12 protein-coding genes and 2 tRNA genes are annotated in these 14,454 nt (G+C 50.7%); 3 read left to right on the top strand and 11 right to left on the bottom strand.

Going from position 1 to position 14,454, the window contains the following annotated elements; translation table 11 throughout:
* Window positions 1-11 precede the first annotated feature (11 nt).
* The 9 genes from nusA to rlmE form a co-directional block, all read right to left on the bottom strand.
* Entirely contained in the window at window positions 12-1,499 is a 1,488-nt protein-coding gene (gene nusA, locus MUG06_RS11795; RefSeq protein ID WP_243078714.1) for a transcription termination factor NusA, read from the bottom strand.
* 24 nt (window positions 1,500-1,523) lie between these two features.
* The gene (rimP, locus tag MUG06_RS11800; protein WP_243078715.1) at window positions 1,524-1,976 is read right to left on the bottom strand and encodes a ribosome maturation factor RimP; all 453 of its coding nucleotides are present in this window, start codon (window positions 1,974-1,976) and stop codon (window positions 1,524-1,526) included.
* A 209-nt stretch (window positions 1,977-2,185) separates the two neighbouring features.
* Window positions 2,186-2,262: transfer RNA gene (locus MUG06_RS11805), tRNA-Met, on the bottom strand.
* A gap of 59 nt (window positions 2,263-2,321) precedes the next feature.
* Window positions 2,322-2,408 (bottom strand) — tRNA-Leu (locus MUG06_RS11810).
* A gap of 49 nt (window positions 2,409-2,457) precedes the next feature.
* Window positions 2,458-2,793 (bottom strand): preprotein translocase subunit SecG, encoded by a 336-nt coding sequence (secG, locus tag MUG06_RS11815; RefSeq protein ID WP_215848349.1) that lies wholly within the window; start codon window positions 2,791-2,793, stop codon window positions 2,458-2,460.
* 217 nt (window positions 2,794-3,010) lie between these two features.
* Window positions 3,011-4,345, bottom strand: coding sequence for a phosphoglucosamine mutase (gene glmM, locus MUG06_RS11820; RefSeq protein WP_243078716.1), 1,335 nt, complete (start codon window positions 4,343-4,345; stop codon window positions 3,011-3,013).
* Window positions 4,346-4,351: 6 nt separating this feature from the next.
* Window positions 4,352-5,185, bottom strand: a complete 834-nt coding sequence (gene folP / locus MUG06_RS11825) for a dihydropteroate synthase (protein WP_243078717.1) — start codon at window positions 5,183-5,185, stop codon at window positions 4,352-4,354.
* 80 nt (window positions 5,186-5,265) lie between these two features.
* Window positions 5,266-7,194 (bottom strand): ATP-dependent zinc metalloprotease FtsH, encoded by a 1,929-nt coding sequence (gene ftsH, locus MUG06_RS11830; protein ID WP_215847795.1) that lies wholly within the window; start codon window positions 7,192-7,194, stop codon window positions 5,266-5,268.
* A 113-nt stretch (window positions 7,195-7,307) separates the two neighbouring features.
* The gene (gene rlmE / locus MUG06_RS11835; protein ID WP_243078718.1) at window positions 7,308-7,937 is read right to left on the bottom strand and encodes a 23S rRNA (uridine(2552)-2'-O)-methyltransferase RlmE; all 630 of its coding nucleotides are present in this window, start codon (window positions 7,935-7,937) and stop codon (window positions 7,308-7,310) included.
* A gap of 126 nt (window positions 7,938-8,063) precedes the next feature.
* Between rlmE and yhbY the strand changes: the two genes are divergently transcribed.
* Window positions 8,064-8,357, top strand: a complete 294-nt coding sequence (gene yhbY, locus MUG06_RS11840; RefSeq protein WP_215847796.1) for a ribosome assembly RNA-binding protein YhbY — start codon at window positions 8,064-8,066, stop codon at window positions 8,355-8,357.
* A gap of 106 nt (window positions 8,358-8,463) precedes the next feature.
* Here the strand turns inward: yhbY and greA are convergent, their stop codons facing one another.
* Complete coding sequence (gene greA, locus MUG06_RS11845) at window positions 8,464-8,940, bottom strand: transcription elongation factor GreA (protein ID WP_215847797.1); 477 nt, start codon at window positions 8,938-8,940, stop codon at window positions 8,464-8,466.
* 247 nt (window positions 8,941-9,187) lie between these two features.
* Here greA and dacB point away from each other — a divergent pair, with 247 nt between their 5' ends.
* On the top strand, window positions 9,188-10,621 hold the full coding sequence (dacB, locus tag MUG06_RS11850) for a serine-type D-Ala-D-Ala carboxypeptidase (RefSeq protein WP_243078823.1): 1,434 nt from the start codon (window positions 9,188-9,190) through the stop codon (window positions 10,619-10,621).
* Between the two features lie 60 nt (window positions 10,622-10,681).
* On the opposite strand, the gene MUG06_RS11855 is transcribed toward dacB, so the two are convergent.
* Entirely contained in the window at window positions 10,682-12,949 is a 2,268-nt protein-coding gene (locus MUG06_RS11855; protein ID WP_243078719.1) for a TonB-dependent siderophore receptor, read from the bottom strand.
* Window positions 12,950-13,201: 252 nt separating this feature from the next.
* Between MUG06_RS11855 and fes the strand changes: the two genes are divergently transcribed.
* Window positions 13,202-14,419 (top strand): enterochelin esterase, encoded by a 1,218-nt coding sequence (gene fes, locus MUG06_RS11860; protein ID WP_243078824.1) that lies wholly within the window; start codon window positions 13,202-13,204, stop codon window positions 14,417-14,419.
* The last annotated feature ends 35 nt before the right edge of the window (window positions 14,420-14,454 follow it).

The following is a 14,454-nucleotide window of genomic DNA, read 5'->3' on the forward strand; positions in this document are numbered from 1 at the left end:
CCTTCCTGTTATTACGCGTCATCGCCGAACCAGCAGATATTTCGTGCGGCCATAATTAGCGAGCCTGCTTGCTCATCAGTCATGCCTTCAATATCCGTCAGATCGTCAACACCTTGCTCAGCGAGATCTTCCAGCGTGCAAACGCCTTTTGCTGCCAGGCGATAAGCCAGCGCACGATCCAAGCCCTCAAGATTCAGAAGATCCTCAGCGGGCTCCTGATTACCAAGGCTCTCTTCTTTCGCTAATGCCAGGGTGGTTAACGCATTTTTTGCTCGTTCACGCAGGGCTTCAATGGTCTCTTCGTCGAGGCCGTCAATTTCCAACAGCTCGTCGATAGGCACATAAGCCAATTCTTCCAGCGAAGAGAATCCTTCTTCCACCAGAATGGTAGCGAATTCTTCATCAACGTCGAGATGTTTGGTGAACATATCGATAGCTGCATGTGCTTCAGCCTGATGCTTAGCTTGCAGATCATCGACGGTCATCACGTTCAGTTCCCAACCACTTAATTGGGAAGCTAGACGCACGTTTTGGCCGTTACGGCCGATCGCCTGAGCCAGATTTCCAGCTTCTACAGCGATATCCATGGTGTGATTATCTTCATCAACCACGATTGATGCCACATCAGCCGGAGCCATGGCATTAATAACAAACTGTGCCGGATTGTCATCCCACAGCACGATATCGATACGCTCGCCACCCAGTTCGCTGGATACAGCCTGAACACGCGCACCGCGCATACCCACACAAGCACCTACCGGATCGATACGTTTGTCATTGGTTTTTACAGCAATTTTGGCACGCGAGCCCGGATCACGAGCGGCGGCTTTAATTTCAATCACTTCTTCGCCAATTTCTGGCACTTCGATGCGGAACAGTTCGATCAACATTTCCGGTTTGGAACGCGTCACAAACAGCTGCGCGCCACGCGCTTCAGGTCGTACTGAATAGAGTACGCCACGAATGCGGTCGCCTGGGCGGAAGTTTTCACGCGGCAGCATATCTTCACGCAGAATCACCGCTTCGGCATTGCTGCCTAAGTCTAACGAAATATTGTCGCGGTTAACTTTTTTTACCACGCCAGTAATGATTTCGCCTTCCTGCTCGCGGAATTGATCAACCACCATCGCACGCTCAGCTTCACGTACTTTTTGTACGATAACCTGCTTCGCGGTTTGAGTAGTAATGCGGTCAAAAGTAACCGATTCAATCTGATCTTCAACATATTCGCCCAGATTGAATGCTTCGTCTTCGAAGCGGGCCGCATCCAGTGTGATCTCGCGCGTTGGCTGTGTAACCTCGTTTACGATCTCCCAACGGCGGAAAGTATCGAAATCGCCACTTCTGCGATCAATGCTTACGCGCACCTCAATTTCTTGCTCGTACTTTTTCTTGGTCGCAGTAGCCAGCGCGCTCTCCAGCGCTTCGAAGATTTTCTCACGCGGCAGGGCTTTTTCGTTAGAAACGGCTTCTACAACAGCTAAGATCTCTTTATTCATCCTGGTTAGCCTCAATCCGGACTTTTAAAAGTGGGGGACCAGGTTCGCTTTCTGAATATTACTCAGCGCGAACACTTCATCTTTACCCTCAACGTTTACCGTGATCATCTCGCCTTCTACAGACTTGATGATTCCCTGCCATTTACGGCGGTTTTGAACGGCCATACGCAGCACCAGAGTCACTTCATCACCTGCATAGCGCTCATAATGTTCAGCGGTAAACAGCGGACGATCGAGTCCCGGTGAGGACACCTCAAGGTTGTAAGGCACGGTAATGGGATCTTCAACATCCATTACTGCGCTCACCTGGTGGCTGACATCCGCGCAATCATCGACATTGATGCCATCTTCACTATCAATATAGATGCGCAGGATTGATGTGCGACTCCGAACGAATTCAATTCCCACCAGTTCGTAGCCCAGTGCTTCTACCGGAGCCGATATCAAATCTGTCAATTTTTGCTCTAATGTGGACAAGCCCACCCCCAAGACATAAAAAAAGGGCCTAAAGCCCAGTATTACGATTCGCTAATAACAAAAAACCCCGAAAATTCGGGGCTTTTTATCACTGGACCCTGTATGCCGCGAAGCGGCTCGGACCCAATCCAAAAGAATTTTTTTAAAATTCGCTGCGAATGCGCCCGTGGATGCATACAGTATATTTGAAAAAGAACTCTAAGGGAAAGTGGTTGCGGGGGCCGGATTTGAACCGACGACCTTCGGGTTATGAGCCCGACGAGCTACCAGGCTGCTCCACCCCGCGTCCGAAAACGTGGCGAATATTACGCCGAACATGCATTAAATGCAAGTAATACTAAGATTTGGTACCGAGGACGGGACTTGAACCCGTAAGCCCAATCGGGCACTACCACCTCAAGGTAGCGTGTCTACCAATTCCACCACCTCGGCACTTTTCAGACCGCAACGTGAATCAGTTGCGTCGCAAGCGTTGACGAATTTACTTAGGAATATCGTTACCCGGCGTTGCCGGTTGCGCTGGCTGTTCAGTCTGCTGAGACTGCGCTGGCGCAGAAAGATTTTCCCACTCGCTTCCTTTCGAAGTTTTATTGCTGTTCAAATTACCCAGAACCAAGCTGATGATGAAGAACAATGCCGCTAAGATGCCAGTCATACGAGTCATGAAGTTTCCTGACCCATTTGAACCAAACAACGTACCGGATGCGCCTGCACCGAATGAGGCTCCCATATCAGCGCCTTTGCCTTGCTGCAGCATGATCATACCCACGAGGGCGATAGCTACAATAAGGAAAACAACTAAAAGAGCTTCGTACATATTCAACCTGTTCCTTGCACGGTAATCGTACAGTTAAAGCTTCAACCAGTATTGATGGGATATCTCGTCATCACCCATCAGAAGCGGGTGTGAATACTAACCAAAGGCGCATACCTCTGCAAGTGCAATTTGCAACAGACACGCTGATTGCAGAAAAAAGCGCCATCCCGGTGATTTTACAGGCGGTTCGGCCTATTGCCTACCGCCTTTAAACAGCTTAAACAGCCTTCACTTGATCGGCGATACGATTGGCTAATTCAATTACCTGTGCCTCGTTTTCACCTTCAACCATGACGCGAATCAGAGGTTCAGTTCCTGATTTACGGAGCAATACGCGACCACGTCCAGCCAGGGCTTTTTCCACTTCTACGGTTACCGCTTTTACTGCTTCGCTTTCCAGCGGATCGTGTTCACCCGTAAAGCGTACATTGACTAATACCTGAGGCAGCATTTTCATACCGCTGCACAAATCGTGCAGGCTCATATGGTTACGCACCATTGCAGTGAGTACTTGCAAACTTGCTACGATGCCATCACCCGTCGTGGTTTTATCCAGCAAAATGACATGACCAGAGTTCTCTGCTCCTAAGCGCCAGCCTTTTTCCTGCATTTTTTCCAGCACATAGCGGTCACCGACTTTAGCCCGAACAAAAGGAATGCCTAACTGCTTAAGCGCCAACTCTAAGCCCATATTACTCATCAGCGTGCCGACTACACCGCCGCGCAATTGGCCTTGACGCAAGCCTTCACGCGCGATGATGTAGAGAATCTGGTCGCCATCCACTTTTTCGCCAAGATGATCAACCATCATGATGCGATCGCCGTCGCCGTCATAGGCTAAGCCGATGTCCGCTTTTTCGGCGAGTACACGCTGCTGAAGCATTTTCAGATCGGTCGCGCCGCACTCTTTGTTGATGTTCATCCCATCCGGCTGGGTGGCGATAGCAATAACCGTCGCACCCAATTCGCGCAATACGTTAGGAGCAATGTGATACGTCGCGCCATTCGCGCAATCCACCACAATTTTCAGTCCGTTGAGATTGAGTTCGCTTGGAAAGGTGCCTTTGCAAAATTCAATGTAACGTCCGGCAGCATCGACAATACGGCTAGCGCGCCCTAATGCAGCTGACTCGACACAGGTAATCGGCTTTTCCATTTCTAATTCAATGGCTTCCTCTACTTCGTCAGGCAATTTAGTGCCCTCAGATGAGAAAAATTTAATGCCATTATCGTCAAAAGGATTATGCGACGCGGAGATCACAATGCCAGCTTCGGCACGAAAAGTGCGAGTCAGATAAGCGATGGCGGGCGTAGGCATTGGCCCTGTAAAGGCTGCGGATAATCCTGCCGCGGCTAAACCCGCTTCTAATGCTGATTCCAGCATGTAACCAGAAATACGCGTATCTTTGCCGATAATAATTTTTTTTGAGCCGTGTCGCGCCAGCACTTTACCGGCCGCCCAGCCCAATTTCAGTACAAAATCAGGTGTAATAGGTGCTTCACCCACTTTGCCGCGAATGCCATCTGTACCGAAATATTTACGATTACTCATGCCTAATTATCCTTTTGCTCTACGCGTTGCTTCAACTACGCGCATCGCTTCGACAGTTTCTTTGACGTCATGTACGCGAATGATTTGTGCGCCTTGCATAGCAGCAATGACCGCACAGGCGAGGCTGCCAGTTAAACGTTGGCCAGGACCGACATTTAATAATTGGCCAATCATCGATTTACGCGACATACCCACCAATAGCGGTAAACCAAAATGGTGATAATCGCTAAGGTGAGCCAGCAGCTCATAGTTGTGGCTCAGATTTTTACCGAAACCAAAGCCTGGGTCGAGTATCAGATTCTCTTTTTTAATCCCTGCGGCTTCACAGCGTGCGATATGATTAACGAAGTAAGCGTCTACTTCGCTTAAAATGTTTTCATATTCTGGTGCCTGCTGCATAGTACGCGGCTCGCCCTGCATGTGCATCAGACACACAGGTAGTCCCGTTTCAGCCGCTGCTTCAAGTGCACCCGGTTCAGATAATGAACGAATGTCATTGATGATGTGAGCCCCTACACGTGCAGATTCACGAATAACTTCAGGTTTTGAGGTATCGACTGAAATCCAAACTTCAAAACGCTGGGCAATCGCTTCAACAACCGGAATAACACGCTCCAGCTCTTCTTCAACACTGACTTCATCTGCGCCGGGACGTGTCGATTCTCCACCAACATCAATAATGGTGGCACCTGCATTGACCATTTCGTTGGTATGCGTGAGCGCATCAACCAAGACGTTATGTTTACCGCCATCTGAAAAGGAATCCGGCGTGACATTTAAAATACCCATCACATGGGGAAAAGATAAATCGAGATGGGAATCACGAGCGAACAACTTCATGGCGAAAAACTCCTTGAGTAACAATTTCAGGATATAAAAAACCCCGGACCAGCCGGGGTTTTATTTGACGACGTTACAGCTTATTTGTCGAGCTGCTCTGACATAGTATTGCCAGGATTTGGCGTACGCGGTTCATCAACCGGACGTGGCGCCTTTGGCGTACCGTTGCTGTCAGAATTGCTGCTGCCTGGATCTTCCCAGCCCGCTGGTGGACGCACTTCGCGGCGTGCCATCAGGTCGTCGATCTGTGGTGCATCAATGGTTTCATACTTCATCAGCGCGTCTTTCATTGCATGAAGGATGTCCATGTTTTCACCCAGAATGCGGCGAGCACGTTGGTAGTTGCTGTCAATCAGGTGCTTAACTTCCTGATCAATGATGCGCGCGGTTTCATCAGACATGTGTTTCGCTTTGGCAACTGAACGCCCAAGGAACACTTCACCCTCTTCTTCCGCATACAGCAATGGACCGAGTTTCTCCGAGAAGCCCCACTGTGTAACCATGTTGCGTGCCAGATTTGTCGCGACTTTGATGTCATTCGACGCACCGGTAGAAACACGTTCAGCACCGTAGATAATCTCTTCAGCCAAACGACCGCCGTATAGCGTAGAGATCTGACTTTCCAGTTTCTGACGGCTGGCGCTGATTGCATCGCCTTCCGGTAAGAAGAAGGTCACACCCAACGCGCGGCCACGTGGAATAATTGTTACTTTGTGAACCGGATCGTGTTCTGGAACCAGACGACCAATAATTGCATGGCCTGCTTCGTGATATGCGGTTGATTCTTTCTGCGATTCCGTCATCACCATAGAGCGACGTTCCGCACCCATCATGATTTTGTCTTTCGCTTTTTCGAACTCAACCATCGACACAACACGTTTGTTAGAGCGAGCAGCAAACAGCGCAGCTTCGTTCACAAGGTTAGCAAGATCCGCACCGGAGAAGCCTGGCGTACCACGAGCAATGATTGCAGCATCAATATCGGTCGCTAATGGAACGCGACGCATATGTACTTTCAGAATCTGCTCACGTCCACGTACGTCTGGCAAACCAACCACAACCTGACGGTCAAAGCGACCCGGACGCAGCAGCGCTGGGTCAAGCACATCAGGACGGTTAGTTGCTGCGATAACGATAATGCCTTCATTACCTTCGAAACCATCCATCTCAACCAACATCTGGTTAAGCGTCTGCTCACGCTCATCGTGACCGCCGCCTAAACCGGCACCACGTTGACGACCTACAGCATCGATCTCATCGATAAAGATGATGCAAGGTGCAGCTTTCTTCGCTTGCTCAAACATGTCGCGCACACGAGATGCACCCACACCTACGAACATTTCTACGAAGTCAGAACCTGAGATAGTAAAGAAAGGTACTTTAGCTTCACCGGCAATCGCTTTTGCCAACAACGTTTTACCTGTACCTGGCGGGCCAACCATCAAAACGCCTTTCGGAATTTTACCACCCAGTTTTTGGAAGCGGCTTGGTTCGCGCAGGTATTCCACCAGTTCAGCAACTTCTTCCTTCGCTTCATCACAACCAGCGACGTCAGAGAACGTGGTTTTGATCTGATCTTCTGTCAACATGCGGGCTTTGCTTTTGCCAAAGGACATCGCGCCTTTGCCACCGCCGCCCTGCATCTGCCGCATAAAGAAGATCCACACGCCAATCAGTAGCAGCATCGGGAACCACGAAATGAAGATTGAAGCCAACAGGCTCGGTTCTTCCGGCGGTTCGCCAACCACTTTGACGTTTTTGGTCAAGAGGTTATCGAGCAACTTGGGGTCATTGACAGGAATGTAAGTGGTGTATTTATTGCTGTCTTTTTTAACTACGTTAATTTCACGCCCGTTAATACGTGCCTCGCGGACCTGATCCTGGTTCACTTCCGACAGGAAGGTTGAATAATCAACCCTTCGGCCATTCGACTCGCTGGGCCCAAAGCTCTGGAATACAGACATCAGCACGACCGCGATGACTAACCAGAGAATCAGGTTTTTCGCCATGTCACTCAAGGGATTAACCTCATATTACAACGGTGTTAACAGATAGCGTAGGGTACTATATATCCTTCATACATGGAATCGCAGCGATCTAGCCTACTTCTCCAGCAATTTGGTTATAGTTTGCGCCCAGTCGCCACAATGTACACTTCACGCGAACGTGAACGCGAAGCGTCTGGCTTCCGAATTTTCACTTTCGTAAAAAGGGAGCGAATTTCCCGTAGGTATTCATCGAAGCCATCTCCCTGAAACACTTTCACTACAAAGCTGCCGCCGGGTGCCAGGATATCCCGACTCATTTCCAGCGCCAGTTCCACTAAATACATCGACCGGGGAATATCTACGGCAGGTGTACCACTCATGTTAGGTGCCATATCGGACATGACAACCTGGACTTTCTGATCACCAACGCGTTCAAGCAGCGCTTTGATCACCGATTCTTCACGAAAATCACCTTGAAGGAAATCGACACCGACAATCGGATCCATCGGCAGAATATCACAAGCGATGACCCGACCTTTTGCACCTATCTGCTGTACAACGTATTGCGACCAGCCACCGGGTGCTGCACCCAGATCTACCACGGTCATACCGGGTTTGAAAAGCTTGTCACCCTGCTGTATTTCCTCAAGTTTAAACCAGGCGCGCGAGCGCAACCCTTTTTTCTGTGCCTGAAGCACATATTTATCGCTAAAGTGTTCCTGGAGCCAGCGGCTAGAACTGGCTGAACGCTTTTTACCCGTCATAATTTTTCCAACTAAATCGTCATCGTAGCGATAAACCTGCACGCAATGGGTTGCGTCGATTTGGCGATATACCCGAGATGGCGGTAGAATGAACCGTTTTCAATCCCTGAGTAAGTAAAAAATACGATGAATCTAAGTACCAAACAAAAACAGCACCTGAAAGGTCTTGCCCATCCGCTCAAGCCGGTCGTGATGATCGGTGGAAATGGCCTTACCGAAGGCGTGCTGGCCGAAATCGAATACGCATTAGGACATCACGAATTGATCAAGGTGAAAATTGCCTCGGAAGATCGTGAAACCAAACTGCTGATCGTTGAAGCAATCGTGCGTGAAACACGCGCCAACAACGTTCAGGTGATCGGCAAAACGCTGGTGCTGTATCGCCCTGCTAAAGAGAGCAAAATTTCTCTGCCACGATAATCGGGCAGTGAAAGTGCCATGCTCTCACATAGGATAAAAGGCCGCAGTGCGGCCTTTTTCCTTTCTTTACATTGTGCTTCTGTGCTTTTCAAAGCGTAGCAACATCTTAAAGGTATTCCACCTTCAGGATTTCATATTCCACATCGCCGCCAGGCGTTTTGATGATAGCAACATCATCGGCCTCTTTACCCACCAGCCCGCGTGCCATTGGCGAGTTCACCGAAATCAGATTTTGTTTAAAATCCGCTTCGTCATCGCCCACAATGCGATAGGTTGACTCTTCATCGGTATCAAGGTTCAGCACGCTAACCGTTGAACCAAAAATCACGCGACCGGTTTTAGGCATTTGGGTGATGTCGATCACCTGTGCATTGGAGAGTTTTGCTTCGATCTCCTGAATGCGGCCTTCACAAAAGCCCTGCTCTTCACGCGCAGCGTGATATTCAGCATTTTCTTTCAAATCGCCATGCTCGCGAGCATCAGCAATCGAGGCGATGATGCGCGGGCGCTTCACGGTTTTCAGCTCGTTCAGCTCTTCGCGCAATCTTTCAGCGCCTCTTAACGTCATCGGAATCTGATTCATTTAAGCTCCTCGTCATCTTTCCTGTTTAACGGTGTCATCCTGACCGGTGACTGCAGAAAAAAGCGTTCTGCGACACGTTGTGCCGTTTTGAAAACAAAAGAATCCTGACCCAGATAAGTTTCCAGGCCAGAAAAGGTTTTGCAATTTGATACGTATTTTACCCCAGAGTTCCCTGCGGGTCATCGTTTACTTTGCACCGTCCAGGGACGTAGTATTGACGTCCTCACATGCCAGTTACCGCGAGATTATGCGATTTTCACGACTTGTTACCGGATTAACCTGTGCATTTATGCTGCAGGCACAAGCAGCCCCCGTTGATGAATATATGCAATATTTGCCCGACGGCGCTAATTTGGCGTTGATGGTGCAGAAAATCGGCGCATCAACTCCGATCATCGATTACCACGGCAAGCAAATGGCGTTGCCCGCGAGTACCATGAAAGTGATCACTGCGCTGGCGGCCTTGCTGGAATTAGGCGGCGACTACCGTTTTCAAACCACGTTTGAAACCAAAGGTGCCATTGTTGATGGCACGCTGAACGGCGATTTAGTGGCACGTTTTGCGGGCGATCCTACGCTGAGCCGTCAGGATCTGCGCAATATGGTCGCTGCGTTAAAAAAGCAGGGCGTGACGCATATCAAAGGCAATCTGGTGATTGATACTTCGGTGTTTGCCAGCCATGACATGGCGCCCGGCTGGCCGTGGAACGATCTCACACAGTGCTTTAGTGCGCCTCCTGCGGCGGCAATAGTGGATAAAAACTGTTTCTCAGTTTCACTTTATAGCGCCAATACGCCAGGCGAGAACGCCTTTGTACGCATCGCTTCTTATTATCCTGCACACATGTTTAGTCAAGTTCGCACCCTTGGCCGCAACAGCGGTGAAGGTCAATATTGTGAACTGGATGTGGTGCCGGGTGAATTGAACCGCTATACCTTAACCGGTTGTATGCGACAGCGCGCAGAACCCCTGCCCCTGGCGTTTGCAGTACAGGATGGTGCAGCCTGGGCTGGCGAAATCTTAAAATCGGAACTGCGTGCAGCGGATATCGATTACAGCGGCCATCTGGTTCGTCAAGCGCAAGCCACGTCGCCAGGCACCGTATTAGCCTCGACGCAATCCGCGCCGCTGCATACGCTGTTGCGCATGATGTTGAAAAAGTCTGACAACATGATTGCCGATACCGTTTTCCGTACCATCGGCCATCACTATTTCAACGTGCCGGGCACTTTCCGTGCGGGTTCAGATGCGATACGCCGCATTCTGAAACAGAAAGCCAATATTGATCTGGGCAACAGCATTCAGGTCGACGGATCGGGCTTATCACGCCACGATTTGATTTCGCCAGAAACCATGATGCAGGTGCTGCAATACATCGCCAAGAACGACAATACGTTGGATTACATCTCTATGCTGCCGTTAGCGGGCTACGATGGCACATTGCAATATCGCGGCGGATTACATGAAGCGGGACTGGATGGCAAAGTTTCAGCGAAAACCGGTTCACTGCAAGGCGTGTATAACCTGGCAGGCTTTATAACGACCTCAAGCGGTACGCGTGTGGCTTTCGTGCAGTTCCTTTCTGGTTATGCTGTGCCGCCAGAGGATCAACGCCAACGCCGAATTCCGCTGGTGCGTTTCGAGAGCAGGTTATATAGCGATATCAATAAGAACAACTGAGTGAAGTAATACGATCAACGCAGCGGGCTTGCTACCCGCTGCGTTTTTTATTGCGGCTTATTAGAAGTGAGTATTAACACTCACGTAGTACGTACGACCTGACTCGTTATAAGTATTCGCGCCTGCGCCATACATATACGCGCCGGTTGTTTCGTTACCGGTTGTCTGCGCATTCCCTTCGCGGAAATGACGTTTATCGAACAGGTTCTCAATACCCAGCGTCACGCTGGCGTACTTATTGATGTCGTAGGTGCCGCTCATACCAACGATTGAATAAGGACTAACCTGATCCTTCTCACTGCCGGTCACCGCTTCCCCTTTGTAGTTATATTTCTTCGGCGTTTGCGAGCCGTACCACGTTAGGGTTGTTTCCAGCGACAGATCCTGTGTGGCCTGCCAGCTTAGGGAAGAGTTCAAGGTGTATTCAGGAATGATCGACAAGCGATCGCCTGTTTCCTTGTTTTTACTCTGCAGCATATAAGTCAGATTGTTGTTCCACGCCACCGTGTCGGAGAAAGGAATATTCAGCGTGCCCTCTAAACCTTCAACGACCGCTTTCGGTACGTTTTCCCACTTATAGACATCCGTGGTGCCGGAAGTGGACGTTCCGGTCGGCAAATAACCCGCTTCGATTTTGTTGCGATAGTCATTGCGGAACCAAGTCACGCCCGCTTGATAACCGTCATGTTTCCACTCCAGCCCAACTTCTTTATTGATGCTGGTTTCGGCACTAAGGTCATCATTCCCCATCAGATAACAGGCACCCGCGCTGGCCGCACAGCCTTGGCCACGGCTATAAAGCACATAATTCGGGTTGGTCTGATACAGGCTTGGCGCTTTATACGCACGCGCAATCCCTAACTTCAGCGTGAAGTCATCACCCAAACCTTGCGACAGATTCAGCGATGGGCTCCAGTTGTCACCCACAATCGAGTGATGATCAAAGCGCAATGCTGGCGTCAGCATCGTGCTGTCTGTCACTTCGATATTATCTTCGGCAAACAGTGAAAAGATTTCAGCCTGCGAATAAGGACTGCGCGTGCCGGTAGATAAACCGTCAATATTGCCACCCGAAAGCGCCTGGCTGTTAGAGGAACCATCTTTCATGCGCTGCTGGTTCCACTCGGTACCGAAGGTCGCCGTTTGATTAACCAACAGCTCAAACGGCACACTGATCTCACTGTGCAGCATCACGTCATCTAACTGAATGGTTGAGAAGCCGTCATCAGAGAAAATGCCCTCTGTTCCGCCCGCCAAACCTTCGTCCATGCGCGAGTTGCGGGTATTTTCATACCGCGCATAGCTACGGGTGCTGATGCCGTTATCCCACGCGCCGGTCCAGGTCACCGCAAAGTTCTGGCGATATAACCGGTTGGTTTCTTCACCGTATTTGCTCTGCACCAAGGCACTGGTATTGGTGTTTTGCGTATCGCCTGCATACAGGTTGCCCTGACGGCTATAGCCCGCTTCAAATTCAAGCGCCTGCATGGGAGCGAAAGCCCAGCGCAGCAACGCATTGATATCTTTATTTTCTACGCCTTCACGCCCTGCAGGCACGGTATCTGCATAAGAGCCGGTGCGAAGCGACTGATGGCCTTCGTTAATAAACTGGGCATCAGCCTGAGTTTTCGCGAGTCCGCCATAAAGACGAAAGCTAAAGTCATCGCCTAACGGTCCCATCAAACTGAAGTTGGTGCGTTTGGTCGAGCCTTCTTCTTTATGCTCTGGCGCATTGAAGTAGGTATTCCAGGAGCCGTGCCACGCACTGCTCTCTTTCTTGGTGATGATATTCACCACGCCGCCCGCCGCACCGTTGCCGTAACGTGCCGCAGCCGGACCGCGAATCACTTCGATGTGATCGATCATCTCAGGGGGAACCCAGCTGGTATCGCCGCGCGTATCACGTTCGCCACGCCAGCCAAGGCGTACCGAGTTGCGGCTGGAAACCGGCATGCCATCAACCAAAATCAAGGTATTTTCCGGGCCCATACCGCGAATATCTATCTGGCGGTTGTTGCCGCGCTGGCCGCTGGTAGAGTTCCCGGTGAGGTTAACGCCAGGCATGGTACGGATGATCTCAGAGACATCACGTGCCGGCGGGCGTTTTTTGATTTCGTCAGCGGTAATAGTCGAAACACCTGGGGCTTGCAGCGTCTGTTCTGCTGCATTGACCACCAGCGTGCCATTACTACCGTCAGTGGATGCGTTATCGTCGCTGGATGTGTTTGATTCAGAGGTGGTTTCCGCGGCAAGCGCTGCGGGAACAAAAGATGCGGCCAAACCGATTTCAAGCAAAATGGCTAATGAAAGCCGTGATAATTTCTTCATTTTTTATTTCCTGGATTGCCAACAGCATTGCAACTGCTGGCGCGCCGGTGAAAGGTATTTACCTTGCCTGCAACGCATTCCAGATCTAACCGGGCCGTCCTTTGGAGAACATCGTCTCTTCATTAGAGCAGATGCGGTAGACGGAACGCGCGCGCTCCCCGTAGAGCGGAAACACCCTATTGCAAATGCAAATAATTATCAATAGTATTATTCATAACATTCATGAAAGTAACAACGTGCAGTGATCGGCTGATGGTGTATATGACGTGGTTAAATGAAATGACCGGAAGTGAAGGCTGGTGGCAAGAACAACAACAACGTGGTATTCCCTTCGTTGAGGCCAGTGAAACCGGTGATTGCAACGTCACGTTTTTTTGGCGCGACCCGCAAGGTAATGAATCACAGTCATCAACTCAGCGGGTCTGGATCAATATTACCGGCGTGACCGATCACCATCAGCAAGCTGCTCCCCCCTCTTTAGCGCGCATTCCTGAGACCGATGTCTGGTTCTGGCAAACCACCTTGCCTGCAACCTGGCGCGGCAGCTATTGCCTGATGCCCGATGATCAGGCTGATGCCTTTCAGGGGCAGCCCGACATGCATACGCTACGCAACTGGTGGCGCGATAAATTCCCTACGGCACAAATCGATTCGCTCAATCCTTTGCGCGGTTGGTCAGGTGGACGCGGCATGGGCGTTTCTCCGCTGCATCTGCCGCACTCACCGAATCAGGATGTCTGGCGCGCCGTTGATGAAGGCCTTGCGCCCATACTGCCGTTGCAGCATCACATCTGGCGCAGTGAACGGCTGGGCAATGAACGCTCAATTTGGCTATACACCACAGGCGATACGTCTGTTGAACACCGTCCGTTGGCGCTGCTTTTAGATGGCCAGTTTTGGGCACATACCATGCCTGTTGCGGGGCCGTTACAGCAGCTTACCGATGCGGGCGAGTTGCCTGCTGCGGTCTATGTGATGATTGATATCATTGATCGCGAGCACCGCACCCAGGAACTCCCTTGTAACGCCGACTTTTGGCTGGCGATTCAAGAGGAGCTGCTGCCCCAAATACAGCAATGGGCCGCCTGTTCTCATGAAGCGGCTGACACGGTTATTGTCGGACAAAGCTTCGGCGGCCTCTCATCGGTTTACGCCACGTTGAGCTGGCCAGAAACCTTTGGTGCCGCCGTCAGCTTATCGGGTTCCTTTTGGTGGCCAGAACGCGGTAAGGCCAACGGCTGGCTGCCACAGCAATTGCAGCAAGGTTTATTGGCTGCGCCACCGCGCCGTTTTTACCTGGAAGCGGGCAAGCGCGAGCGCCTGATATTGGCAGCAAACCAACAACTTCAAAGTGACCTGACTCAATGTGGACATCAGGTCGACTATCACCCGGTCGAAGGCGGTCACGATGCGCTGTGTTGGCGCGGTGGCCTGCTGAATGGACTGAAAGCAATGTGGCAACACCGGTAATCCGCTTATCTCGCTCGCCTTTTATGAGCAGGAGA

Origin of the sequence: Pantoea sp. MQR6, assembly GCF_022761075.1 — a bacterium.
Taxonomy (GTDB): Bacteria; Pseudomonadota; Gammaproteobacteria; order Enterobacterales; family Enterobacteriaceae; genus Pantoea; species Pantoea phytostimulans.